Origin of the sequence: Croceibacter atlanticus HTCC2559, from assembly GCF_000196315.1 — a bacterium.
Lineage (GTDB): Bacteria > Bacteroidota > Bacteroidia > Flavobacteriales > Flavobacteriaceae > Croceibacter > Croceibacter atlanticus.
On record NC_014230.1, the window covers coordinates 108,671 to 133,740 of the forward strand.

Annotated in this window: 24 protein-coding genes; 13 read left to right on the forward strand and 11 right to left on the reverse strand. The window is 31.8% G+C overall.

Annotated elements, in window-relative coordinates:
* The first annotated feature begins 180 nt into the window (after positions 1–180).
* Together CA2559_RS00415 and CA2559_RS00420 are read left to right on the forward strand one after the other, a co-directional pair.
* On the forward strand, positions 181–1,419 hold the full coding sequence (locus CA2559_RS00415; RefSeq protein WP_013185852.1) for a TRM11 family methyltransferase: 1,239 nt from the start codon (positions 181–183) through the stop codon (positions 1,417–1,419).
* Positions 1,416–2,540 carry a DNA methyltransferase gene (locus CA2559_RS00420; protein WP_013185853.1) on the forward strand — a complete coding sequence of 375 codons (1,125 nt, stop codon included), beginning with the start codon at positions 1,416–1,418 and terminating at the stop codon, positions 2,538–2,540. The genes CA2559_RS00415 and CA2559_RS00420 overlap by 4 nt, the downstream gene beginning before the upstream one ends.
* Here the strand turns inward: CA2559_RS00420 and CA2559_RS00425 are convergent.
* The 6 genes from CA2559_RS00425 to CA2559_RS00450 all read right to left on the reverse strand — a co-directional run bounded on the left by CA2559_RS00425 (position 2,537) and on the right by CA2559_RS00450 (position 9,013).
* The gene (locus CA2559_RS00425; protein ID WP_013185854.1) at positions 2,537–3,991 is read right to left on the reverse strand and encodes a hypothetical protein; all 1,455 of its coding nucleotides are present in this window, start codon (positions 3,989–3,991) and stop codon (positions 2,537–2,539) included. The genes CA2559_RS00420 and CA2559_RS00425 overlap by 4 nt on opposite strands.
* Positions 3,991–4,194, reverse strand: a complete 204-nt coding sequence (locus CA2559_RS00430) for a helix-turn-helix domain-containing protein (RefSeq protein WP_013185855.1) — start codon at positions 4,192–4,194, stop codon at positions 3,991–3,993. The genes CA2559_RS00425 and CA2559_RS00430 overlap by 1 nt, the downstream gene beginning before the upstream one ends.
* 206 nt (positions 4,195–4,400) lie before the next feature.
* On the reverse strand, positions 4,401–5,297 hold the full coding sequence (locus tag CA2559_RS00435) for a hypothetical protein (RefSeq protein WP_013185856.1): 897 nt from the start codon (positions 5,295–5,297) through the stop codon (positions 4,401–4,403).
* A 58-nt stretch (positions 5,298–5,355) separates the two neighbouring features.
* Positions 5,356–5,640, reverse strand: coding sequence for a helix-turn-helix domain-containing protein (locus CA2559_RS00440; protein WP_013185857.1), 285 nt, complete (start codon positions 5,638–5,640; stop codon positions 5,356–5,358).
* A 106-nt stretch (positions 5,641–5,746) separates the two neighbouring features.
* Positions 5,747–7,792: a hypothetical protein gene (locus tag CA2559_RS00445; protein WP_013185858.1), complete on the reverse strand. Its 2,046-nt coding sequence runs from the start codon at positions 7,790–7,792 to the stop codon at positions 5,747–5,749.
* 3 nt (positions 7,793–7,795) lie between these two features.
* Positions 7,796–9,013, reverse strand: coding sequence for a site-specific integrase (locus CA2559_RS00450; RefSeq protein ID WP_013185859.1), 1,218 nt, complete (start codon positions 9,011–9,013; stop codon positions 7,796–7,798).
* A gap of 317 nt (positions 9,014–9,330) precedes the next feature.
* Between CA2559_RS00450 and CA2559_RS00455 the strand changes: the two genes are divergently transcribed.
* The 11 genes from CA2559_RS00455 to CA2559_RS00505 all read left to right on the forward strand — a co-directional run bounded on the left by CA2559_RS00455 (position 9,331) and on the right by CA2559_RS00505 (position 18,177).
* Positions 9,331–9,927: a hypothetical protein gene (locus CA2559_RS00455; RefSeq protein ID WP_013185860.1), complete on the forward strand. Its 597-nt coding sequence runs from the start codon at positions 9,331–9,333 to the stop codon at positions 9,925–9,927.
* Positions 9,928–10,353: 426 nt separating this feature from the next.
* Positions 10,354–11,310: an SDR family NAD(P)-dependent oxidoreductase gene (locus CA2559_RS00460; RefSeq protein WP_013185861.1), complete on the forward strand. Its 957-nt coding sequence runs from the start codon at positions 10,354–10,356 to the stop codon at positions 11,308–11,310.
* A gap of 25 nt (positions 11,311–11,335) precedes the next feature.
* Positions 11,336–11,947 (forward strand): SRPBCC family protein, encoded by a 612-nt coding sequence (locus CA2559_RS00465; protein WP_013185862.1) that lies wholly within the window; start codon positions 11,336–11,338, stop codon positions 11,945–11,947.
* 9 nt (positions 11,948–11,956) lie between these two features.
* On the forward strand, positions 11,957–12,868 hold the full coding sequence (locus CA2559_RS00470; protein WP_013185863.1) for a helix-turn-helix domain-containing protein: 912 nt from the start codon (positions 11,957–11,959) through the stop codon (positions 12,866–12,868).
* Positions 12,869–12,871: 3 nt separating this feature from the next.
* Positions 12,872–13,408 carry a hypothetical protein gene (locus tag CA2559_RS00475; RefSeq protein ID WP_013185864.1) on the forward strand — a complete coding sequence of 179 codons (537 nt, stop codon included), beginning with the start codon at positions 12,872–12,874 and terminating at the stop codon, positions 13,406–13,408.
* Between the two features lie 198 nt (positions 13,409–13,606).
* Entirely contained in the window at positions 13,607–13,936 is a 330-nt protein-coding gene (locus CA2559_RS00480; protein ID WP_013185865.1) for an ArsR/SmtB family transcription factor, read from the forward strand.
* Between the two features lie 54 nt (positions 13,937–13,990).
* Complete coding sequence (locus CA2559_RS00485; RefSeq protein ID WP_013185866.1) at positions 13,991–14,461, forward strand: DUF6428 family protein; 471 nt, start codon at positions 13,991–13,993, stop codon at positions 14,459–14,461.
* 18 nt (positions 14,462–14,479) lie between these two features.
* Entirely contained in the window at positions 14,480–15,100 is a 621-nt protein-coding gene (locus CA2559_RS00490; protein WP_013185867.1) for an arsenate-mycothiol transferase ArsC, read from the forward strand.
* On the forward strand, positions 15,100–16,149 hold the full coding sequence (gene arsB, locus CA2559_RS00495; RefSeq protein WP_013185868.1) for an ACR3 family arsenite efflux transporter: 1,050 nt from the start codon (positions 15,100–15,102) through the stop codon (positions 16,147–16,149). The genes CA2559_RS00490 and arsB overlap by 1 nt, the downstream gene beginning before the upstream one ends.
* A 102-nt stretch (positions 16,150–16,251) precedes the next feature.
* The gene (locus CA2559_RS00500; protein WP_013185869.1) at positions 16,252–17,025 is read left to right on the forward strand and encodes a TrkA C-terminal domain-containing protein; all 774 of its coding nucleotides are present in this window, start codon (positions 16,252–16,254) and stop codon (positions 17,023–17,025) included.
* A gap of 147 nt (positions 17,026–17,172) precedes the next feature.
* Positions 17,173–18,177, forward strand: a complete 1,005-nt coding sequence (locus tag CA2559_RS00505) for a mechanosensitive ion channel family protein (protein ID WP_013185870.1) — start codon at positions 17,173–17,175, stop codon at positions 18,175–18,177.
* Between the two features lie 53 nt (positions 18,178–18,230).
* Here CA2559_RS00505 and CA2559_RS00510 read toward each other — a convergent pair whose 3' ends face one another.
* The 5 genes from CA2559_RS00510 to CA2559_RS00530 form a co-directional block, all read right to left on the reverse strand.
* Entirely contained in the window at positions 18,231–19,007 is a 777-nt protein-coding gene (locus CA2559_RS00510) for an RMD1 family protein (RefSeq protein WP_013185871.1), read from the reverse strand.
* A 117-nt stretch (positions 19,008–19,124) separates the two neighbouring features.
* Entirely contained in the window at positions 19,125–20,657 is a 1,533-nt protein-coding gene (locus tag CA2559_RS00515) for a bifunctional GNAT family N-acetyltransferase/carbon-nitrogen hydrolase family protein (protein WP_013185872.1), read from the reverse strand.
* A gap of 166 nt (positions 20,658–20,823) precedes the next feature.
* Entirely contained in the window at positions 20,824–21,798 is a 975-nt protein-coding gene (locus CA2559_RS00520) for a deoxyhypusine synthase family protein (protein ID WP_013185873.1), read from the reverse strand.
* Positions 21,788–22,738: an agmatinase gene (gene speB / locus CA2559_RS00525; RefSeq protein ID WP_013185874.1), complete on the reverse strand. Its 951-nt coding sequence runs from the start codon at positions 22,736–22,738 to the stop codon at positions 21,788–21,790. The genes CA2559_RS00520 and speB overlap by 11 nt, the downstream gene beginning before the upstream one ends.
* Positions 22,739–22,740: 2 nt before the next feature.
* Positions 22,741–24,201, reverse strand: coding sequence for an arginine decarboxylase (locus CA2559_RS00530; protein WP_013185875.1), 1,461 nt, complete (start codon positions 24,199–24,201; stop codon positions 22,741–22,743).
* Between the last annotated feature and the right edge of the window lie 869 nt (positions 24,202–25,070).

The window sequence follows — 25,070 nt, forward strand, 5'->3', positions numbered from 1 at the left end:
GCAATAAACTGGATTTTATTGTGTGGGTATTGCCTTGTTACTAATAAAATATCCAATATTAATAGTGTTAGAAAAACAAGTCAATTTGCTGACATTAAGGAGGTAAAATTTAACATAAATAATATTTTGCATTTCAATAGTATAAATCTATTTTTGCATACTATAATTAGCCGATTTTATATGTTAGATTTAACTAAAATAACTACAAGCTTAACGCTTAGTAAAGAAGTGACCCATACAGACGCTAAAAAAGAGCCTTTACATAATTGGTTCCCATATTTGGAAGGATTTTCTGAAACCTTTATAGAAAATATTCTAAATAGTATGAGTGAGTCACCGAAATTTTTGTACGAGCCATTTTCAGGTTCTGGAACCGTGCCTGTTTTTAGCAAACGCAATGGAATACATTGTTTATATTCCGAAGTAAATCCATTTTTATTGGAATTGACTGATTTGAAAATTTCAACATTTGATTTAACAGATATTGATAAAGCTTCTTTTAAAAAAGAGCTTTATACCATTTCACAAAACATTGAAACCATACTTAATAATACTACTGAGAATAAGAATCTTAAAGAATACTATGATAAAGTTTTTGGAAGAAGTATTTATTTTGAAAAAGAAAATTTTAGTGCAGTATTAAAGTTAAGTAACTACATAAAAAGTATAGATAATAAAAATACGAAACAGTTTTTGAGGATTGCAGTATGTAATTGCTTGTTACCTGCATCCTTGTTAAAACGAGCAGGAGATATTAGGTATAAAAGAGGTAAAGAAAAAAATAACATACCAAGTATAATAACATTATTAAAAGCTAAATTGTTAGTTATTGCAGATGATCTAAATGAGGTTAATAGCAGTGAAAACAAAATTACCTTAGAAAGAAATACTAATGCAAAGGTTTATATGAATGGTTATGAAGAAAAAATTGACGCAATAATTACCAGCCCACCATATTTAAATGGCACTAATTATATTAGAAATACAAAATTAGAATTATGGTTTTTAGGATACCTGAAAGAAAAAAAAGACTTGTCAAGATTTAGAAAAGAAGTAGTGACAGCTGGAATAAATGATGTTTCAAAAGAAGAAAAAAAAATCATTATTCCTTTTATACAGGACATATTAGACAATAAAGATTTGTGGTATGACAAAAGAATTCCTAAAATGATTACCGATTACTTCTTTGATATGAAAATAGTTATTGAGAATTTTTATAAATACTTAAAAAAAGGAGGTAAAGTATTTCTTGATATTGGTGATAGTGTTTATGCTAATCAACATATACCAACAGATTTAATATTAATTGAATTATTTAAAAATGAAGGATTCACTATTATCGATAATTTAAAATTAAGAGACCGTAGATCTAAAAGTGGAAGAATTGTTAAACAATGTTTAATTGTAGCTGAAAAATGATTGATTTAAAAAAATGGGACGATTTTAAGATTAGACCACCCTTTAAAGAAGCACCATTTAATAAGAGGAATTGGGGAAATAAACAGCATTCACTGTGCTCTTTTTATGGGAAATTAAAACCTGCAATTTCACATCATTTGGTAGATACGTTTTCTTCAGAAGGTGATAATGTATTTGATTGTTTTACTGGATCGGGAACAATTCCCTTTGAGGCATCTCTTAACAATAGAAAATCATATGCTCTTGATATAAACCCTATTTCTATAACCTTAACTACTGCAAAAATACAGAATCAAAGTAAAGAAGGTTGTACTAAAATATTTGATGAGCTTGTGGATTATTTAGCACAAACAAATGTTTTAGATGATCAGTTAGCATTGGCACAAGATTTTGGCTTTAATAAGAGTTTAATAGAGTATTATCACGAAGAAACTCTCAAAGAGATTTGTATAGCTCGTAAATTTTTTATGACTTACGCAAACAAGGATGCAAATTATCATTATGTTTTATCAGCATTACTTCATATACTTCACGGTAATAGACCATATGCTTTAAGTAGAAGATCTCACTCTATAACACCATATAGTCCAACTGGAATATATGAGTATAAATCTTTGACAGAAAAACTCTATGAGAAAATGTCGAGATCTTTTCTTGAAGTAAAAAGCGATAATTTTATTGAAGGTAATGTATATGAGCAAGATATATTGGAACCTTGGAATGATGAAATCAACAATATAGACGCAATTATTACATCTCCTCCATTTTTTGATAGCACTCGTTTTTACTTAGTTCATTGGTTAAGAAGTTGGTTTTTAGGATGGGAAAAAAATGATTTTGATATAAAGAAACAAAATTTTGTAGGAGAAAAACAAAAGAAAAATTTCCAGTTGTACGATAGCATTTTTCAACAATCTAAAGAAAGATTAAGTAAGAATGGAGTTGTTGTGTTTCATTTAGGAAAAAGCAAAAAGAAAAATATGGGGCAAGAGTTAGAGGCATTAGCGAAGTCGTATTTTAAAAATATAGAGTTATTTGATGAAGATGTTACACTTTTAGAAAAACACGGAATTAAAGATAAAGGAACTGTTAGCGCACATCAATACTTAGTAATGTATTAGCCCTTTGCTTCATTGTATATATTAATTATATTAAAAGGATTAGAGCTTTTTGAAACTGCTTTATTTACAGAATGGAGTATTGAGTCGGCTGCTTTTTTACCATCCCTAAGCTTAATGTATTCGGGATGATTTAGAAAGTCATCGATAAACCATAAAATTTTATTTTTCAATTCAGTAATAACTAATTCATTTGGCGACCTGGATTTTAATAATTCAAGAGGTAGTGATGTCAAAACTGATAAACGTTCTAATTCATTTTCTGTGTAAAAATCTATAGGAAACATATCGCTTTTTGCTAAATTACAAGAAGCACATAAACACGTAGCAGATTCGTCTAATGGGTATAAGTGCGATAATGGCATAGTATGATCGAGATGCATTTTTTTTGAAGACTTAATGGCGACACCACACTTGAAACAGCTTTTTTCGAATTTATCGAAAATGTATTTATCAAATTCTTTACCTGTATTTTTTCTAAACTCGTGATATATCCATTTCCTATCTAACAACCTGCAAGATAATAATTCAAATGCCCTTCTACGAAGTGAGTCTTCCCTATGCTGACTACTTGAACGTAAATGATTTAGAGCTGCATTGACAAAGAATTTCTTACAAGCTTTGCATTCCAATTGATGACCAAAATAAGATATTAAATTACCATCCTCAAATGAATAACCTTTATCTAACAATTTTTTTTGAAAACTAATTAAAGAGTCTTCAGAGATATTATTTGAGACAATGTTATAAATGGAAAACCCTTTATGTGTGCAAGGTGCTTTTGTTGTACAATGGTTCGAAAATGCTAATTGTTGCCGCTGATTAAACGGATTTATTGGAAGAAATCTTTGGCAACGATTACAGGACTTTGTAAGAATTATACTGCCTTCTGACGAATTATCAAACTCTACATAATTGTCAAAATAGAATTGTTCTGGAAAACAAATTCTTTTTTTGGAATTTGAATAATGTCTGTATGCTTCTTCACTTTCAATATAAGCATCCTTATTAACAAAGCCGATACCAAAGTGTGTGTAATTTACAGATACTCTTTCTGAACATTCAAATACTATACTCGCATTAATAACTGAAAAGTCTTCATCTAAATCTACCTCTAAGTCGTGACCTATGGATTCGTATCGATTTGCAGAAAGATTATATTCAATTTTACTCTCATTGCCGCTGACGTTTAGTGAAAATAAAATTTTTATATCCTTACTGGATAAAAAATAGCCTCCTAAAGCTGCAATTCCAATATTTGAATTGAATAAACTTACTGCCAGTTCTTTTGGTATTTTATAATGTATAGTAAGTGTTTTATCTATAATTATTTTTTTAGAGTACTTAATCTCGGCTTCACTTCCAGTTAAAACTCCACCTACTTTATTTCCTGTAATGTTTTTAGTTGTTCTACGTATTGGTGTTCTGAAACCGTATTTTTTTTGTTTAGCCATTAGAATAATTCTTTAATTTCCACATCTAATGCTTTTGAAATCTTACCAATATTAAGTAGGGTTATATTCTTTTCCGCTCTTTCGATCATTCCGATGTATGTTCTATGTAAATCTGCCTTATGCGCTAATTCTTCTTGAGAAAAACCTTGTTCTTTCCTCAATCGTCGTATATTATTTCCAAAATGTTGTAGTAAATCTTCCATTTATTAATGCTATTTATAATATGGTGAAAGCTAATTTTAGTATTCATTTTAAGCAACATACTACGATTAGCATTTGATGTAATTTTATTAACTCAGATTACTATAAACTAATAGATTTAGAAGATAGCTTTAAGGAAGTAGCGTTTGAAATGCAAATGATTTAAATTACCCCATTTTTAGACTATACTACACGTCTTAAAAATGGCTCAGTTTCTTATCGAGAAATCTACTTTCGCTTTAAGCTTATTTAATACTGACCTTTCTTGTTCTGCATCTTTATATTTAGATAGTAATTTTAAATACTGACCTCGTTCTTTTTTATGAGTTTCCTTATGATGTAATTTCATTGCTTGTGCAGAGTCGGCATAATTCATATAACCATAAAGACGTGTTTCTTTAGCTGACCAATTAGAGAAGTCAAGATTGGTTTTCTTATTTATGTTTGCATAAAAATTGAGCAATTCATTTGCAAGTAGGTTGTATTTAATAGGGTCTATTAAATCTTGTACCGAATAGATTCCTAAAGGATTAGCACGATTATTAAAGTATCGATAATTGCCTTTTAATTCTACACGCATTAACTGTTCTTCCAGTTTTACATCTGCGGTCTTTTTAGCCTCAAACGTCTTGTTGTAGGCTTTAAATTTGTAATTGGTTTTTCTTATTTCTTTACCATAAATAACATTCCCTTTTATCATAGGAATAGGCAAAGTGCTTTTATAATCTATCCACCTATCTGTTTCTTTTATGGTATCGTGATTGATAACTACACCAACATCTGCCCTTGAAAGTGAGGTTTTATAAATATTTACAGGAAGATGATTATTGAGCGTGTCAAGCGCAGTCAAAACCTGTGTAAAAGTGAAATCTTGATAGTTGTTGCCCATAAAGAACTTTTGCAATGAGTTCTCAATTTGTAATTCGCTACCGTATAATTTTAGATGAATATTTTGCAACTCACTTTGAAAGCCTATAACATTTGCCTTTTTGTTCTGAATAGGACGCCATAAGAAACCTGCCCAATCTACATTTTGCAACTTGTTTGCAAAAAAGACTTTAGGTAGGTTATCTATAATCGTTTTGGATTTAATGGTATCGTACAAAGTAGGCTATGCATAAGCATAAGAACCTCAAAAAGAAAAACGCTAAAAACCGAAGTTATTAGCGTGCTTTTTTGAATGCCTTATTATAGTTCTTATTTAAAAGCGTTTGTACGTCTGACATACGGTAATATATCTTATTCCCAATTTGAGAGAATGATATTTTACCTTCATCACGCCACGTTTGAGCGGTACGCTTGCTAATATGCATAAGTTGCAGGAAGTCGGCATTGTCTAAGAAGGTATCTTCTGGTTTCTTAGATGCATCTGCAATTTTAGAGTTGATTTCGTCAATACGCCCTATAAGTTCTTGGTATTGGTCTTTGGATAAAATGATTGCTTCCATTTGCTGAAATAATTTTTAGATTACTCCAACAAATCTGAAAAAAGCCTTAGCGGGTAAAAAGGGTAAATGTGTTACACCCTTTTAAAACCCTTATCTTTTTTGCAAATTAGTGCAGAGGGTTGTTTTTTATGTACTCTATTGCATCCTTTTTGTAATCTTCAGATGTATTAGATGCATCCAATTCGGATTTCTTTGAAGCATTTATTTTATCAGCAAACATTACATAAACTTTATGAAGCCCTAAATGAGGTATAATTTTCTTTTCCCTTAATGCTTCAATAACACCCCTTATAGCACCCAATTTCTTTGGTGATAATGCATAATTACCACCAACTGTTATTGATAAATCTTCTAACATTTGTAGTACATAGGTTTGCTTTTCGGTAGATAACAAATCTTCAAATGTTTCAAGCCTTGGTTTATCAATTAATATTTTAGGATTTTCTGGCAAATAACTCAATGGTGCTATTACGGAAGTTTCTCTTATAAAATCTGCTTCTATTGATAAAAACTCTTTAAATAAATTTGGAAATTTATCTTCTTTACCTTCTAATCTTTTATTTCTTTCAGCAATGGTTCTAAACGTTAACTCTCTTTGTTTTAATTCCTTTAACCTTGATTGAATGTAAAGAACTTTATTATTTGGTTCTGCATTATCTAATATCTTTTGAAGTCTTGATATGCATTTCTCAAATAATCGCAAGTGAACATTACGATGATTGATAAAGTGAATATCCAAAGGCACGGAATCATTCTGAAAGCGTCGAAAGAAAACATCCATTGAAGAATGTAATTCGTTGTAATCGTCTTTATCTAACACCATATCATTCATTAGTGAATGTATTATTAAATGAGAACCTGAATCATTTTTATAGTACATTGTTCTACTATCAAATAATTCATAGAAAATGGCCGTTATTTCCCAACTTACATTTAGAATCCTGTAAGCTGTTTTTAATTCTTCTAAAACTTCATCGAGTAAATTATTTACAACATAACTAAACCTTAAATTTTCAATCAATAATGCCTCATTTTCATCTCTTAAAAAGAAAAATATTCTTTTGTCTTTAATTTTATTATAAGCATCAATCTCATCTCCAAACTTCGCCCTTAAATATTCCTTTTTTTGTTCTGAAGTAATCGACTCATCATTGAAACAAAATTCATTTAATGCATCAATTTCTTTTTGATATTCTTTCTCAGTCTCTATCCTGACTTCTTTAATTTTCTCTTTTAAATCGATATATTCAAAAGGCTCATAAATGGACTTTCCTTTAATGATGCTCTTCATCCATTTTAATACGGTATCCAAAACATAAAAAATTGTAAGCTCATTGCTAACAATAGATTTAGCGTTGTTAGAAATTTTATTTAAAGGCTCTTTTAAATTGTCAGGATTTAGCTTTCTGTAGTTGTTTTCGTCGTTAAAAAACAAAGGATAATTTTCTAATAGCAAATCGTTATCATATTTGCTTATCTCGTTATTCTTGAAAATATAAAGTTTGGATAAAATTTGTTTTAAGACTGATGTGTCATTTATTGTTTCTGTAAGTACTTCTTCGAGTATTGAGAGTTCATTTGAAATGAAATTAATTGGGTTTCTAATTGTGGCGCAGTGCTCTTGATATGCCTTAATACAATTGTTAACGTCATATTCAACTATATCCAATAGAGCATTCATTTGCCATTTAGAAATTTTATAGTAGTCTTCTTCCTCGATATTATAATAATGCTCGAAAGTTTCCAGATATTGGCATTGAACACCTGCTAAAAAATCTTTGTAAGTTAATTTGGGTATATGCTTTAATAATTCATCTATTTTATCAAAAATTAATTTTCCATAATCACCTAAATATACCGATTGAATAAACTCGTCAGTTTCATCAACATTTAATAAAAAATGACGATTTGCGAATTGTGTTAGTAACCAATCATCACTATTATTTATGTAGTAAGGATGTGGGTCTTGTTTCTTTAATGCTTTATTCTTTTCGTTTTCTACAACACAAACCTTTAATTTTTCAAAGTCATCTAAACCATCAATTTCATTAAGTATTTTATCATTAAAATCCTTTTCGGCTTTCTCTTTTGCTGTCTTTCGCATTGTTTCAAAATGCGCTTTAACTATATTATTTATTGGTTTATTAAACATATTTTAATTGATGTATTTATCTACCGCATTATCTAATTCGCTACTTATGATTTTAGCATAAACTTGAGTTATACCTATATCTGTATGGTCCATTAATTTTGAGACGTGTTCTATACGCATACCATTGTTTAAGGCTCTTGTAGCGAATGTATGACGGCTTATGTGAAAGGATAAATTAAACGGTAGCTCCAACTGTTTACCCATTCTACTGAGATACATATTACTTAATGAAATTGCTCTATTGGTAATTAAACTTCTATGCTCTCTATCCTTAAAATACTGTTCGTCTATCTTGGCAAATGGAAAAATAATATCGTTTTGACTGTTATCATATGATGCGTATTTCTCCAAAATATCAATAGCTTTTTGACCTATTCTTATGCTGTGTTGCCTTTTGGTCTTGCGTATCGTTTTAGTGATACGGTGATTTTTCTTATCGTAGTTTTTCCATTGTAATTCGATAACATCTCCGAACCTTAAACCACCAGAGAATACCGAAAAAATAAACATATCCTTAATGACCTGTGCTTTATGCTTGTCTGGAACCTCTAAATTCATAAAAGCATCAAATTGTTCTGCATTTAGGTAACGTTTAGTGGTTTTATTTTTCTTTACCTTGAATTTGGTAAAGGGTGCTAATTCGTTGGAAATAAGGTCTTCTCTCTTAGCTTCACGAAACATTAAGTTTAAGATTCTAAAAGCGTAATTAATTGTAGTGTTGTTATTACCTAATTTTGAACTACAATAAGAAGCGTAGTTTTTTAAGGTTGTGGCTGTGATGTCATCAAACATCAATTCTCTATGGCCAACAAACCTTTCAAATTTCTCTATGTTGTTTTTATAACTTCTGTAAGTGGAAAGGGTTACTGTATCTTTTAGCTTCTCGCATCTGTCAAAAGCAAAGTCAAAGAAGTTAATTAAAGGCTTGCCTTTGATAGCTTCTTTAATTCGTCTTGCTGAGGTGGATTGATTACGTCTTTCTAAGTCGGCAATTTCCCCTTCTGCATCTGCTACCTTTTTTGAGATATAAGCATTTAACCTGGTAGAGTTTTGATGGTTCTTCTTTACCTTTTGTTTGTCATCATCCCATTCATTTGGATGAAGTTTAAGACTCAAAGAAATAAACTTAGTTCTACGGTCTTTAATTACTCTTAGATATAGAGGTGCATCGCCTGTTTTGTCTATCTTGTCTTTTCTCAGAATAATCTTTACCGAAGCCATAATTTCCCTTAGATTTATAGTGTGCAATCTGGTGCATTGCGATACTAAGGTACAACTTTTGGTATAACATTAGGTGCTTTTTCTTGTATTTCTTTGCATTATTTTGCTTTACAAAAATATGTAAAATACTGTAATACAGCTATTAAAGTGAGATTGAGAGAATATAGGTACAACTTCTATATAACAATGTATAACCGCAATTACGGCGGATTCGACTACGTCCGAATCGACTCGGAATTGCTAAAGTCTGTGCAAAACCGAAAATTAACGCAAATTAACCCGTAACTGACGGTTATACTAGACCGTTACCTGTAATTATGAAGAAAACCCTAACAACAATAATATTTTTAATTTCAATAACTTGTTTTAGTCAAGATTTAAATAAAGAAACGCACTATTACTTTCAAGGTAATCAAATAACTAAAACTCAATTTGAATCATTTGATAATAGAAAAATTTATACTAGAACTATTGAAAATGATTCGTTAATTATAGAGAAAATTTACCTTCACAAAAGCATCGGGAAACTTGATTCGATTCAGTTAAAACAAGTAACAATGTTCTTGACAAAAATTATTGGTTCTGAATTTAACCAAGAGAAAAAGACTATGATACATTTGTATAGGGAGAATGATAAGAATATTTATAGCGACTCCAAATACAAAAAATATTGGAAATGGATAAAAAACAACTCCAAGCGATATCAATCTTTCTTAATTGGAACCAAAGACTCACAAATTGAACCGAATAAAAAGAAGCACATCTATTTAGACCAATATGATTTAATAGAAAAGTTATTTTTTCAAAGTTCCGATTTTAAAATAAATCACATATTGATAAAGCCTAACGGTGAAATTTATATTTATTTTGGATTAAATGATATTTTACACGCTTTAGATTGGTCAGTGGATTAATAACTACAGGCAACAAAGAACTGAGGTAAAAAACAACTTTTATCTACATTAAATTTAGACACTATTATCCTATACTCTAAGAGTCATATTTTTGATCTTAGAGTTTTTTATTCCTTGTTTTTCTTGCTTACCTCGTCAGGACAGAAACATAAGTTTCTTCATAAGGTCTACCAGATTATAAATAAAAATCCTGCACAACAAACACATTAACTTTACTACAGAATATTCAATTATATTCAAATCCATTAGAAATGGATAACGTCTTTCTTGAACTTATAATTAACGCTTTGTAAGTGTATTTAATAGTTCAGTTACACAAAACCTCTATACACCAAAAAGTATACAACATCTGAAATTCTGTATAAAGTAATTAGCCTGCTACCAACCGATCTTTGCTCTATTCTTTTAAATAAAAAAACAGGCAAAATGAAAACAAATCAATTCGGTAAAAAAGGTTGGACTCCAGATAACATTCATAACTTAAACGGAAAAACCTACGTTATAACAGGAACTACTAGCGGAACAGGTTTTGAAGCTGCAAAAATATTGCTTTCTAAAGGTGCAAAAGTGGTCATGCTTAATCGTAATCCAGAAAAAGCAGAAAACACCATAATTACATTAAAACAAGAACTTGGTAATGCTATAAAAGTATCTAACATCACTATGGATTTAGCAAAACAAGTTTCAGTTAAAAACGCTGCTGCAGAAGTTCTTAAAACGGTCTCACAAATTGATGCTCTTATCTGTAATGCTGCTATTGCTCAAGTACCTAAACAAACACTTACAGTTGATGGATGGGAAAGCCAGATGGGAACAAATCATTTTGGAAATTGGACATTACAAGCTCTATTATTTCCACGCATTGAAAAATCTAATGGTAGAATTGTAACCGTAGGTAGTATGGGTTATAACATGGGAATTAAGACCATTAAATTCGATGATCTAAACTGGGATAAAAACTACAGCCCAAACGGTGTTTATAGCCAAAGTAAGTTAGCGCAAATCATGTGTGTTTATGAATTGCAAGATAGACTTAAAGAAGCAGGTATAACTAATGTAAAAGCGTATGCTTGTCATCCAGGTGCTTCAAAAACTTCTTTAATAAAAACCAGCGGTAGTTTAATGACAAGATTTGTATGGCAGTTAATGAAATTTTCACCTTTAGTACAATCAGCTGAAAAGGGTGCTTACCCACAATTAATGTGTGCAACAGAACCAAACCTAGATCAAAGTGAATTTTATGGCCCAACCGGTAAAAATAATTGGACAGGTCCTGTAGGTGCGCATAAGTTAGAACCACATGCAAAAGATAAAACTGTGGCAAAAAAGTTATGGGAAGTTTCAGAAAAAGAAACTGGTGTTAAATGGAATATTAATTCTTAATTATTTTCAACTAAAGCTTAAGGTTATGAATACCATAAAATACATCACCATAATAGCACTATTAACCTCTCTTGGATTGTTTTCTCAAGAAAGAAATTGGACTACAGAAAAATCTAAAGACGGAAAAACAGTTGTAAACTATGAGTTAGTAAAAGAGTACAATGGAACTCACTTTTATTACATTGCCCAAACCACTGCTAATGTATCTCTTGAAGAACTAGATGCTTATTTCTCCAATACAGACAATCATAAATATTTTATAGAGCGAACAACAACAACTGAAGAATTCAAAAAAATATCTGACAACCAATGGTTAGCTTACTATTTCTTTGATGCGCCTTGGCCATTACCAAATAGTGATCTTGTTATTGAGCTAAGTCGAACTAAAATTGATGATGATAAACTCATCTTTACTGCAGTTTCCGTAAAGAATGATTATAAAAAATCTGATGTTGATAGAATGAAAACTTATAAGGTAATTTATGAATTTGAGAAAATTAGTGACTCAACAACCAAAATTACTTACAATGCAGATTATATTCCTATAGGTTCAATTCCTAATTTTTTAATAAGATCTTGGTTTCCAGAAGGACCAGCTAATATTGTTACTAACTTAGGAACGCTGAAAAAGAATTAAATTAGTAGTATGCAACACTTTAAAACATTATCATCGTATTTAGATTATTTAGGGCTACCACGACCAGAGCACCCAATGCTAAGCGTATTTAACTCTAAAGGCAGCGGTTACCTACCTTGCCCAAGAGAGAGTTCACCACCTATAACAAATGATTGCTATTCTATTAGTTTTAAAAAATATGTTGAAGGAGATTTAAACTATGGAAGAACTAAATATGATTTTACAAATGGAGCTTTAATTTGTATTGCTCCAAGACAAGTTTTACAATGGGACGATAGCGTAGTCTTTGAACAGAAAGGCTTTTCAATAAACGTTCATGAAGATTTTTTGAAGGGAACAGAATTAGCTCAACAACTAAAAAAATACGGTTTCTTTTCCTATTCTGTTAATGAAGCTTTACACCTTTCTCCCAAAGAGGAAAAACAAATCGAATCGATTGTTGAAAATATAGATATTGAATATCAGAACAACCAAGATGAATTTAGCAAAGACATCATCATCTCGCAATTAAGCACTCTTTTAAAATACGCGAATCGTTTTTATGAAAGGCAATTTTTAAATAGAAAAGAGTTGTCTAATAATCTGTTGGAGCAATTTAATAAACAATTAGATGTATATTTTAACTCTGGCCAATTACCAGAAAAGGGAATACCGAGTATAGAGAATATTGCAGATAAACTATCGGTTTCACAACGTTATTTGAGTGATACACTTAAGAAAGAAACAGGAAAAACCTCAACAGAACACTTGCAGTTGTATCTTATAGATGAAGCAAAGAATATATTATTAAACCCTAACAAGACAATTTCTGAAGTTGCCTATGATTTAGGCTTTGAATATCCACCCTATTTTTCACGATTATTTAAAAAGAAAGAAGGCATAAGCCCGACAGAATACAGAGAAAAATATAAATTAAACTAAACAATGGACCTTTTAAAACTAGCTACAGATTGGGCGAAGGCAGAAGTCTTTTCAACTAAATTTTTTATTCTATTTGCATTTGCATTTTTAATTGCCAGTATAGGGTTTTGGCAACTCGGTAAAACAGAAATTGCAAGAGCTTATATTATGCCAACCTTGGTTGCAGGTATCTTACTATTAATTATAGGTAGCGGATTATTATATACAAACATTCAAAGGGTTAGCCAATTTGAAAAAGAATACCACGCAAATGCTGAAACATTTTTAGATTCGGAGATATCACGATCTGAAGCAACACTAAAAGAATACAGAACTATTGTTTTTAAAGTAATTCCTATAATAATTATAGTTGCTGCCTTGCTCATAATATTTTTAAGTACACCTACTTGGAGAGCAATAAGCATTACAACTATAGCAATGTTAATCGTTATTTTATTGGTTGATGGCACAGCACATTCAAGAATAGAAGCCTATTATAAAAAATTGAAACTAGTAGAAGTAAATACTGCCAACATAAATTCACCTGCAGTAAAGAATTAGTTCAACACCAATTTGAAGTAATTCAATCTAAATACTACTACTCCAAACTCTAAGGCATTATTTAGTTTTAAGTTTTTTTTTTGAATTTCAAACTCAACATTTACCCCAATGCACACAACACTATTGCAAAAAATTTAGAAATAAGTTTTATAACATTATTATTTATCGTAATATTGCAATGAACAAATTAAACAATTAATGGGTTTAGCAAAAACAGAAATATTTACAGATCTCCAAAACGAAATTGCACGATATGCAAAAGTTTTTGGGCATCCTGCCAGAGTAGCAATACTTGAGCATTTGTATAAGATAGACACCTGTGTTTGTGGAGACTTGGTTCAAGAAATTGGGTTAGCACAACCTACTATTTCTCAACATCTAAAAGAACTTAAGCATTTAGGTCTTATTAAAGGTCAAGTTGAAGGCACTAGCGTTTGTTATTGTATAGATGCAGAAAATTGGGCAAAAATGAAAAGTATAATGTTTACATTTTTAAACCAAGATGTCTCAAAATCTAATTGTTGTTAAAAAAAATTTGATTCTATTAATCGTATTATTGCAATATACAAATAAACATATATTATGACATTATCAGAAATAAAATCAGCATTACAAACATTAGAAACTATTAGTTTTAAGTTGCCAGATGGTAGCTTGGTACCAAGCCATTTTCACGTTACAGAAGTTGGAAAAGTTACTAAGCACTTTATAGACTGTGGTGGCACTGTACGCCATGAAGAAGTTGTGAATTTTCAACTTTGGAATGCAGATGATTATAATCACAGATTACATCCTGAAAAATTAGTTCATATCATTGAGCTTTCTGAAACTAAATTAGGGATAGATGAAAATCTGCCTATAGAAGTTGAATACCAAGGAGATACTATTGGAAAATTTGGGTTGGAGTTTGTAAACAACTCATTTCAACTAACTACAACACAAACAGATTGTTTAGCTAAAGACCAGTGTGGTATTCCAGAAGAAAAGCCAAAATTAAAAATGTCTGAACTACAAGCTGAAAACTCTTGTGCACCAGGAAGCGGCTGTTGCTAATCTTAAAACCTATAACCCATGTCTTTATACACACCAATCTCTAATTTTTTAGAAACATTAGACACTACTACAATTGCCACAGAGCGTAAAGAGGGCTTAAACAAACTAGCCGACTTTTTACAACAGCAATTAAAGGAAAACAAAGAAGCCAATATTACATTTATTTGTACACACAATTCACGTAGGAGTCACCTCTCTCAAATTTGGGCACAAACTATTGCTCAACATTTCAATTTTAAGACCATTACAAGTTACTCTGCAGGAACAGAGGCTACGGCTCTCTTCCCTACAGTTTTAGAAACATTACGAAATACTGGTTTTAAAATAGAGAACTTGTCTAATGCAGAAAATTCTCATTACAGTATCAAATATTCAGAAAATAGCCATCCAATTATAGGGTTTTCTAAAACGTTGGATAACTCGTTTAACCCTGAAAGTGGTTTTGCCGCAATAATGACTTGCTCACAAGCAGATGGTGGTTGCCCATTTATAGCTGGTGCTGCGTTAAGGTTACCATTAACGTATGAAGATCCGAAAGCTTTTGATAATACACCTCAACAAGAAGAAAAATATTTAGAACGTAGTAAACAAATTGCTACAGAACTGTTTTATGTATTTACACAACTAAAAACTGCCTAATGTCACAGACAAAAAAACTTAGCCTCTTAGATAGATATTTAACAGTATGGATATTTGTAGCAATGGCTATTGGTGTAGCCATAGGTTACTTTTCACCTACATTTCCAAAATTTGTAAATAGCTTTAATAGCGGCACTACAAACATCCCTATTGCTATAGGATTAATTTTAATGATGTATCCGCCACTAGCTAAAGTTAATTACAGCTTGCTACCAAAGGTGTTTAAAGACACTAAGATTCTTACAACCTCATTACTGCTCAATTGGATAATTGGGCCTATCCTAATGTTTGTTTTGGCAATCACTTTTCTTAGTGATTACCCAGAATATATGGTTGGTTTAATCTTAATAGGTTTGGCCAGATGTATTGCAATGGTTTTAGTCTGGAATGATCTTGCAGAAGGAAGCAGCGAATACGGTGCAGGACTTGTCGCGTTAAATAGCATTTTTCAGGTGTTTGCTTATAGTTTTTACGCGTGGATTTTTATAACTGTACTTCCACCCTATTTTGGATTTGATGGTGCTATTGTAAATATCTCAATCGCAACTATTGCAGAAAGTGTAGCAATTTATTTAGGTATCCCTTTTGTCATGGGAATTTTAAGTCGTGTTATTTTAGTAAAACTTAAAGGAGAAACTTGGTATACAGAAGTGTTTATACCTAAGATTTCACCATTAACGCTTATAGCACTTCTGTTTACTATTATAGTTATGTTTTCTCTTAAAGGAGAACTCATTGTAAAAATTCCTACAGATGTATTAATTATAGCGGTACCACTATTAATTTATTTCACCCTAATGTTTATTATTGGGTTTTTCTTTACTAAAGCATCTGGAGCATCGTATGATAAAACTGCGTCTGTAGCATTTACAGCTGCTGGTAATAATTTCGAGCTTGCCATTGCTGTGGCTATTGCAGTATTTGGCTTAAATTCTGGACAGGCTTTTGCTGGTGTTATTGGGCCTTTGGTTGAGGTTCCTGCACTTATCTTATTGGTAAGAGTATCGTTTTGGCTACGAAAGAAATACTTCCCGAAAATTAAAAATTGATAGGTTTACAAGCAATCATAAATAGCTATTACAATTAGTTCACCATAAATATTTTTTACATTTATGCTACTTATAAATAGTTCCTAGTAAAACATTATCATTATGATTGCTGCTGTCACTTTATTTTTAATTGTATCTATTTCTGCACTAATCACAAAAATTGCAGCAATAGCATTAGTACATACAGGTCTTTCTACAGAGAGCGCAAAATTTCAAGCAAGATCTGCATATACTGGCACTGGTATGAGTACTAATGAAACAGAAAGCATAATGAACCATCCCGTAAGGCGTAAGATTATTTATAATCTTATGCTTATTGGGAATGCTGGTATTGTAACTGCAATGTCTTCCTTAATCTTAACGTTTGTCTTACCAGAAACTATTGCTTCTAGGCTGTATGGCCTCTTAATTATTGTAATCGGGATGCTATTAATTTGGCTGGCCGTGAGAAGTAAATGGGTAAACAGAGGCTTGTCTAATATCATTAATAAAATGTTGAAACGTTATACCGATTTAGAAATACAAGACTACGCTGCGGTGTTGCACCTTAAAGATGACTTTAAAGTTATAGAAGCCAATGTTGATAGTGATGGCTGGATGTGCAACAGAACATTACAAGAACTTAACTTGCGAGAAGAAGGCATAACAATTTTAGGCGTAGACCGTAAGGATTCTGGTTACTATGGCTCACCTTCGGGAGAGTTTAAAATGCTTGCTAATGATACAGTGACTATTTATGGAAAATCTGATGGCATACAAAGTTTGTATAACAGAAAAAAAGACTTTTATGCACAAGAGGAGCACGAGAAATATGTAGTTAAAGAAGAACAAAGAAAAGCTGTTGAAAAATTTAAAATAGAATCTAAACCTGATTAGTTAAGGGAAGTTCATTTTAAATTTAATCCTAACTATAGCCTTCAATTTGGTTGAAAAATTGAAAACAAAAAAAGCTGCTTTCAAATTTTAAACATTCATTAAGAGTGCTCTTCATCTAAAAATATTAATTTGTGTGAAAACACATATATGAAGATTATTCCACAATTAATACTACTCTTACAAGACACTCCAAAAGATGAAACTGGAGAAATAGATGTAAATCCACAATCTATAATCGAAAAATTAGATACTTGGTTAGATGGCTTTATAAAAGCGCTTCCTAACATCCTTGTAGGTATTGCCGTTTTCGTTATCATGCTTTACCTAGGAAGATGGATAGGCAAATTGGTTAAACGAGGTCTTAAAAATAAAGGAAGACGCAATTTTGGAGATTTATTAGGTGCATTTACAAGATACCTTATTACTATTGCTGGTATAGCATTGGCATTGACTATTATGGCTCCAAATTTAAGCCCAGCAGATTTAATTGCAAGCTTAGGGGTTTCTTCTGTAGCCATTGGATTTGCATTTCAAGATATCTTACAAAACTGGTTGGCAGGTATATTAATTTTATTGAGACAGCCTTTTGAAATTGGTGATCAGATTGAAGTAAATGGTTACGAAGGTACTGTTGAGAAAGTTCAAGTAAGATCTACCATAATTACTACTTATGATGGGCAACGTGTGGTAATACCAAACAACACTGTATATAACAATTCTGTTAAGGTAAAAACTGCACATGATTATATAAGATCTCAATATGACGTTGGTGTTGGATATGATGAGAATTATATGGAAGCAATGAAAATCTTAAAAAACACAGTTACTTCTATTGAAGGTGTAACCTCAGAAAAACCTGTTGAAACTTTAGTTTGGGATCAAGCAGACAGTTGGTTAACTATAAGAGTAAGATGGTGGACAAAAAGTGATCGTGCAAGCGTTGTTCATACGTGGTCTAAAGTATTACATGACACACAAAAAGCAATGGATGATGCTGGAATAGATTTACCATTCCCAACTCAAGTTGAAGTACAAAATGCTCACGATTTAAAAGAAGCACGAGAAGACAAGGACAAAGACAGAGAACTTCATAAAAGTACAATGTCTAAGAAGGCTGAAGAAGCAAAAAAGGCTTCTGAGGAAGAGAAATAATCTAATCTTAGTTTAATTAAAAAGCCCAAATGTAATATTTGGGCTTTTACTTTTTAAAAAAACTTCAACACAAACATATCAATCACTTCTATAACGATAAGGATGATAATAATCCACTCTAAAGTACTGCTTTCTCTATGGTCCCAAATGCCTTTAAACAATTCTAAGTTTTCCTTTATTATGGTGATACGCTTTTCAATAGCAAAGTATCTGTTCTTTAAATCGAATGTTTGTTTTAAGTGATAATCTAGTGTTGCTAACTGCTCGTCTTCCCAAGTAACATCTGGCGAATCGAAAATATAGAGATTTTCAGAAATCCTGTTTTTAAGATTTAACGTCTTCCCAATAAATTTCTTTAAGTTCTTGCTTGAAATTTTAAGTCGGCCACTTCGCTCCAGTTCTTCACTATGAACATTAGCTTCGTCTAACAATGCTTCTGTAATTTCAGAGTATCTATCTAATGCTACAGATTGTGAGGTATGCAACATTACCAAACGTATCATTTCATCTTCCAAGCTAGGCAGCTCAACAGCATTAAAGGATACTTTAAGAAGGTTTGGCGTTATTTTTACAACAATATCTTCAGTAAGACTATCCTTTACGTGTCCTCTTCCAAAGTTTTTTATTTGGTGTTTTATCGTTTTAATCTCTGTGTCTGACACGTTGAAAAAACTTACAATTCCAAATTGAAAAATAGACAGGTATTGGTAATCGTTAATTTGATAAAATAACTCATCTGCTTCAGCAAATAAGAGTGTGTAATTTAACTTTGCACGCACCATTTTAATATTGATGCCTTGTGCTACTTGGTAAGATTGTACCTTATACATTTAAGTAATTAGAAAATAAATTTTGATACTGATTTGAGTGAGCTACCCAAAATTACTTTGCGTAATCTCTATGAATTTACAAATTAACTCTCCAGAGCTAAGTTTGCAGGTTGTGTATTATTTCTTTTTACGCTCCAGTGTATAAAAATCTTTACGTCTGTCTTTAAGGTTTTTAACAGCTCCAAAATTATGCAGTTCTCGCAACAAATCTATATTAACATCTGCCACTAAAATCATTTCTGTGTTTGGTGTAGCTTCTGCTTTAATACCATTACTAGGAAATGAAAAGTCACAAGGTGTAAATACAGCACTTTGCGCATATTGTATATCCATATTATGAACATTTGGTAAGTTACCAACACTACCAGCAATAGCAACATAACACTCATTCTCTACAGCTCTTGCTTGAGAACAAAGCCTAACACGAGAATAGCCATTTTGTGTATCTGTTAAAAATGGTACAAATAAGATATCCATACCTTCATCGGACAATAACCTAGACAGTTCTGGAAACTCTGAATCGTAACAAATTAAGATGCCTATTTTACCACAATCTGTATCAAAGGTTTTAAGCTTGTTACCATTTTGCATTCCCCAAACTTTAGCTTCATCTGGAGTAACGTGTATCTTTTCATAACGCTCTACACTACCATCTCTTCTACACAGGTAACCAACGTTATATAGCTTATTGCGTTTTACTTCTGGCATACTACCAGAAATAATATTTATGTTATAAGATATGGCAAGCTCAGACAATCTATTTGTAATTTCCTTTGTATACTTTGCTAATTCTCTAATAGCTTCAGCTTCACCTAAATCATTATATTTTGCCATTAATGGCGCATTAAAAAATTCTGGGAATACTGCAAAGTCACTTCGGTAGCCAGCAACACTATCTACAAAATATTCAACTTGATGCAATAGCTCGTCTAAATCATTATAAGGACGCATTTGCCATTGTATTAATCCCAAACGCACCACGCTTTTATTGGTTGAAACTGCCTTGCTAGGTTTTGTATAATAAATGTTATCCCATTCCATTAACACAGCAAACTCTCCAGAAGCCTGATCGCCTTCTAAGTAGCCTTTTAAAATACGTACTGGATGAAAATCATTAGACATTTGAAAGTTTAATACAGGATCTTCAATCTCCTTACGCTTTACTTTATCTAGATATTGTTTAGGTGAAAATTTATCGGCGTGCAAATGATAGTTAGGCATACGCCCACCAAACACTATACTTTTTAAGTTTAGTGTTTCACAAAGTTCTTTACGGTAATCATACAAACGTCTTCCTAAACGCAAACCTCTATAGTCTGGTTTTATAAACACATCTATCCCATAAAGGACATCTCCATCTTTGTCATGAATCTTAAAGGTAGGATCACTCGTAATATCATCATAGGTATGCTGGTTTTCAATCTTGTCATAATCTACTATGATAGATAACGCGCAACCAGCAATTTTACCGTCTATCTTAATGATAACTTGACCTTCGGGAAAAATAGATATAAGCTTTCCTATTTCCTCTAATTTCCAATACGAATTAGGGATACCACCATAAGATTGTAATGTTGCTTCTTTTAAAGCTTCATAATCTTGAATAGTGAGGTATTGCAGCTCAATATTTTCAATTTTACTTATGTCCATTTTATTTATGGTATAGTTTAGGTCGATGGTTGTTTACTATAGCGAACTTCAGTCTTAAACAAGATTTTTTAATTTTGAATGTATTAGGAAATTGGGATTAGGTTTTAGTATTATCTCTTTTAAAAATAAAATTTTAAAGTACACTAACACCAATTTCTTAGACTCATTACATTTCCAACAAATATGCAAACACTAATGGCACTACTATTGTAGCATCACTTTCAATTATGAATTTAGGTGTATCTATATCTAATTTACCCCAAGTAATTTTTTCATTTGGCACAGCTCCAGAGTAACTACCGTAACTGGTAGTTGAGTCTGATATTTGACAAAAATAATTCCAGAAAGGTGTATCTGTACGTTCCATATCTTGGTATAGCATTGGCACAACACAAATAGGAAAATCTCCAGCTATACCACCACCAATTTGGAAAAAGCCAATACCGTTCTTTGAGTTTTCTGTATACCAATCTGCCAAGAATGTCATGTACTCTATACCAGATTTTACAGTACTTGCTTTAAGCTCTCCTTTTAGTACGTAGCTTGCAAAAATGTTACCCATTGTACTGTCTTCCCAACCAGGAACAACTATTGGTAAATTCTTTTCTGCCGCAGCATACATCCAGCTGTCTTTTAAATCTATCTCATAATACTCCTCTAAAACTCCAGATAGTAAAAGTTTGTACATATACTCATGAGGGAAATAGCGTTCTCCTTTAGCTTCTGCATCTTTCCAAATTTTCACAATGTGTTCTTGTAACCTACGGAAAGCTTCTTCTTCTGGAATACATGTATCTGTAACTCTATTTAATCCTTTTTCAAGTAAATCCCATTCGTCTTGAGGTGTTAAGTCACGGTAATTAGGAATACGTTTGTAGTGGCTATGCGCAACTAAATTCATTAAATCTTCCTCTAGGTTTGCACCTGTACAAGACACGATATGTACCTTATCTTGGCGTATAATCTCTGCAAATATCTTCCCGATTTCTGCAGTACTCATAGCACCTGCCAAAGACACCAACATTTTTGAGCCTTCGTTAAGTTTTGTTTCGTACCCTTTAGCAGCATCTACTACAGAAGCAGCATTAAAGTGTAGGAAGTATTTTTCAATAAAATTTGAAATTGGTTTATTATTGCTCATAATCGTCGTGTTGTGTTTTGTTAGAAAGTTGTTTTTTTTGTGATGCATTGTATTCAGATTCGTGATCAAAAGCTGCATCGATAGCTTCGTTTTCAAACTTGTATGTAAGCATCTTGTAATAGAGTTTAGCTGCTAAAAAGTCTGAAGACTTGTCATTTTTATTTGGGCAAAGCTCAACAATATCAAACCCTACCACATTTTTTTCGGTAAATACCTTTTTTAGAAATTCTAAAGTCTCATACCAAAGTAATCCTCCTGGTTCTGGTGTTCCAGTAGATGGCATGATTGATGGGTCGAATGCATCTAAATCAAAAGTGATGTAAACATTATCTGTCATTAACTCTACAGCATTATCCATCCAATAATCATCTGTTGCCATATCGTGAGCAAAAAAGACATTGTCTTTATTCATTACTGTTGTTTCGGCTATGTCCATACTACGTATGCCTACTTGTATAAGGTTAGTAGTTTCATTAGCTTCATAAACAGCACATGCATGGTTGTATTTGCTGCCTTCATATTTCTTTCTAAGATCTGTATGGGCATCTATTTGTAAGACTGTTAAATCTTCAAAACACTCATTAAAAGCTCTTATAGCTCCTATAGATATTGAATGTTCTCCACCAAATAAGGTTACAAACTTGTTGCGTTTTATATGTCCTTTTGTAATATCATGAACGGCTTTAGCCATTTTTTTTGGCGTCTCACTTTCTGTAACAGGATCTGCAAGATATACGCCTTGTTTATAAACCTCTGTCTCTGTTTCTATATCATACAATTCCATTTGTTCTGAAGCGTGTAAAAATGCCTCAGGACCTTTATCTGCTCCTTTTCCCCAAGTACTTGTACCATCATAAGGAACAGGAATAAGAACGATTTTAGAAGTTTCTGCATTCGCAAATTCATCTGGAATGCCTGCATAATTTTTAGTTGTACTCATGATTATAAGAAATATGCTTTTGAAGCAAAATTGGTTGTTGATTTATTATTGTTATCTGTTTGTTGTGCATTGCCGTAACCTAGTAAGGACAACATTTGCTCTGAGGTTTGTTGCTCTGAGAAAACACTTGTTGTTATGTTTCCCTCTTCATCCTTATCTATTAATAAATGTTTAGGTTGCGGTATTAAGCAGTGATGCAATCCTCCAAAGCCACCTATGGTTTCTTGGTAAGCGCCAGTATTAAAGAATCCTATATATAGCGGTTTGTCTTTTTTATATTTAGGCAAGTAAATTGCATTCATGTGTTGCTCACTGTTATAGTAATCATCACTATCACAAGTAAGACCTCCAAGAAGTACGCGCTCATATTCTTCATTCCACCTATTTACTGCTAACATTACAAAACGCTTGTTTATAGCCCAAGTATCTGGCATTGTTGTAATGAACGATGAGTTAATCATATTCCATTTTTCGCGGTCGTTTTGTTGTTTCTGGTAAAGCACCTCATATATAGCACCACCACTTTCGCCTACTGTAAAGCTTCCAAATTCTGTGAAGATATTAGGAACCGGCACATCTGCTTCATCACAAACCTGCTTAATCTGGTTAATAATTTCACTTATCATATATTGGTAGTCATACTCAAATGCTAATGAGTTTTTTATAGGAAAACCACCACCAATGTTCAAACTGTCTAATGTTGGACAGATTTTTTTTAAGCTTACATATACCTTTAAACATTTTACCAACTCATTCCAGTAATACGCAGTATCTCTAATACCAGTATTAATAAAGAAGTGTAACATTTTAAGGTTAACTTGAGGGTTATCTTTTATTTGATTATTGTAAAATGGAACAATATTCTTGTACCCTATACCTAATCTAGATGTATAAAATTCGAATTTTGGTTCTTCTTCTGAAGCTATTCGAATACCAATATTGTATTTTTTAGTAATAACATCTCCTAAAAGATTTAGCTCTTCATAGTTATCTATAACTGGTATACAGTTTTCGTGACCATTGTTAATAAGACGCGCAATATTTTCTAAATACTGGTCTCTTTTAAAACCATTACATATTACAAACGTGTCATTCTTAATCTTGCCTTGTTCTTTTAAACTTTCTACAATGTCTATATCAAAAGCCGAAGAGGTTTCAATATGTATATCATTTTTTAAAGCTTCATGTAAAACGTATTGAAAGTGACTGCTTTTAGTGCAATAACAATAATGATATTTCCCTTTATAATTGTGCTCTTTCATAGCAACTCTAAACCATTCCTTAGCTCGATTTATGTTGTCTGAAATTTTTGGCAAATAGGTAAACTTTAAAGGCGCACCGTATTCTGAAATTAGTTTCATTAGGTCTATACCGTGAAACTCTAAATTATTTTTATTTAGCTTGAACTCTTCTTGTGGAAAGTAAAAGCTTTGATCTATAAGATCTATATATTTTGTTTTCATGTGAAATTTCCTTTTACAGAATATTATAGCAATACTAACTGATTGCCAAAGGATTAAATAACAATATAAATGTGTTTTCTAAACACAAGTATCTCAAAGCTATTGGTTTTAAATGTAATAGTGTAATAAGATACTGTGAAACTATTCTAAAAACTTAAGGAGAATTTAGAGTCGGTATTCAAATATTGTATGGGGTAAAAAGAATGATAGCGCCATTATAAATGACGGTATGAAAACCAAGGAAGTCGCCTGGAGATTTCGGTGTTCAAGACGATGAACAGCTTTTGAGGTTGACTTCAAGAATCCTTTAAGCCCGAATCTAAAATTAGTTTTCAAATGTAGTAAAACAGGTATTAGTTATCTGTTTTGAGGGTACGAATTTATATCAAAAACCAATGCTTTGTATATCTTGACATAAAATTTAACAAAAACCCCACAACTAATTGTATTTCAATTAATTATAAATGTATTTTGTATAAAAAATGCAATAAAATATAAACCATAATGGTGGCATTAAAATCTAAAAAACGCTAGTTACAATACTTGTTTATGAACTTTTAACACATAAAAAAACAGGCCGCTTTTTTAAGGCGACCTGTACAGTATATTCTGTCTTTTAAATTGCACCTAACACGTGGTTAGGTATACTCAAAAATTACTTCTTCTTAGAAGTAACCTGAGGAGCCTTTGTTTCAACTTTTTTAGGCTGTGCCTTTTTAGGTTGTGGCTTCATAGATTGCTTTTGTGTTCCCATAATAGTACGGTTTTAAAAACAGTATAAATGTACGAGGGAACCAAGACTGCTTGTATATGCTTTAGCTATAATTTAACTATAATATCGATGAAATAACGGTGCTCCACTTAGTTTT

What these genes read in the sequence shown, in the direction of transcription:
- CA2559_RS00455 (WP_013185860.1), top strand. Translation starts at nt 9,331, where the DNA reads ATGAAGAAAACCCTAACAACAATAATATTTTTAATTTCAATAACTTGT.
- CA2559_RS00510 (WP_013185871.1), bottom strand. Translation starts at nt 19,007, where the DNA reads ATGTATAAGGTACAATCTTACCAAGTAGCACAAGGCATCAATATTAAA.
- CA2559_RS00520 (WP_013185873.1), bottom strand. Translation starts at nt 21,798, where the DNA reads ATGAGCAATAATAAACCAATTTCAAATTTTATTGAAAAATACTTCCTA.
- arsB (WP_013185868.1), top strand. Translation starts at nt 15,100, where the DNA reads ATGTCACAGACAAAAAAACTTAGCCTCTTAGATAGATATTTAACAGTA.
- CA2559_RS00425 (WP_013185854.1), bottom strand. Translation starts at nt 3,991, where the DNA reads ATGGCTAAACAAAAAAAATACGGTTTCAGAACACCAATACGTAGAACA.
- CA2559_RS00415 (WP_013185852.1), top strand. Translation starts at nt 181, where the DNA reads ATGTTAGATTTAACTAAAATAACTACAAGCTTAACGCTTAGTAAAGAA.
- CA2559_RS00505 (WP_013185870.1), top strand. Translation starts at nt 17,173, where the DNA reads ATGAAGATTATTCCACAATTAATACTACTCTTACAAGACACTCCAAAA.
- CA2559_RS00465 (WP_013185862.1), top strand. Translation starts at nt 11,336, where the DNA reads ATGAATACCATAAAATACATCACCATAATAGCACTATTAACCTCTCTT.
- CA2559_RS00485 (WP_013185866.1), top strand. Translation starts at nt 13,991, where the DNA reads ATGACATTATCAGAAATAAAATCAGCATTACAAACATTAGAAACTATT.
- CA2559_RS00475 (WP_013185864.1), top strand. Translation starts at nt 12,872, where the DNA reads ATGGACCTTTTAAAACTAGCTACAGATTGGGCGAAGGCAGAAGTCTTT.
- CA2559_RS00490 (WP_013185867.1), top strand. Translation starts at nt 14,480, where the DNA reads ATGTCTTTATACACACCAATCTCTAATTTTTTAGAAACATTAGACACT.
- CA2559_RS00420 (WP_013185853.1), top strand. Translation starts at nt 1,416, where the DNA reads ATGATTGATTTAAAAAAATGGGACGATTTTAAGATTAGACCACCCTTT.
- CA2559_RS00480 (WP_013185865.1), top strand. Translation starts at nt 13,607, where the DNA reads ATGGGTTTAGCAAAAACAGAAATATTTACAGATCTCCAAAACGAAATT.
- speB (WP_013185874.1), bottom strand. Translation starts at nt 22,738, where the DNA reads ATGAGTACAACTAAAAATTATGCAGGCATTCCAGATGAATTTGCGAAT.
- CA2559_RS00530 (WP_013185875.1), bottom strand. Translation starts at nt 24,201, where the DNA reads ATGAAAACAAAATATATAGATCTTATAGATCAAAGCTTTTACTTTCCA.
- CA2559_RS00515 (WP_013185872.1), bottom strand. Translation starts at nt 20,657, where the DNA reads ATGGACATAAGTAAAATTGAAAATATTGAGCTGCAATACCTCACTATT.
- CA2559_RS00500 (WP_013185869.1), top strand. Translation starts at nt 16,252, where the DNA reads ATGATTGCTGCTGTCACTTTATTTTTAATTGTATCTATTTCTGCACTA.
- CA2559_RS00450 (WP_013185859.1), bottom strand. Translation starts at nt 9,013, where the DNA reads ATGGCTTCGGTAAAGATTATTCTGAGAAAAGACAAGATAGACAAAACA.
- CA2559_RS00440 (WP_013185857.1), bottom strand. Translation starts at nt 5,640, where the DNA reads ATGGAAGCAATCATTTTATCCAAAGACCAATACCAAGAACTTATAGGG.
- CA2559_RS00430 (WP_013185855.1), bottom strand. Translation starts at nt 4,194, where the DNA reads ATGGAAGATTTACTACAACATTTTGGAAATAATATACGACGATTGAGG.
- CA2559_RS00470 (WP_013185863.1), top strand. Translation starts at nt 11,957, where the DNA reads ATGCAACACTTTAAAACATTATCATCGTATTTAGATTATTTAGGGCTA.
- CA2559_RS00445 (WP_013185858.1), bottom strand. Translation starts at nt 7,792, where the DNA reads ATGTTTAATAAACCAATAAATAATATAGTTAAAGCGCATTTTGAAACA.
- CA2559_RS00460 (WP_013185861.1), top strand. Translation starts at nt 10,354, where the DNA reads ATGAAAACAAATCAATTCGGTAAAAAAGGTTGGACTCCAGATAACATT.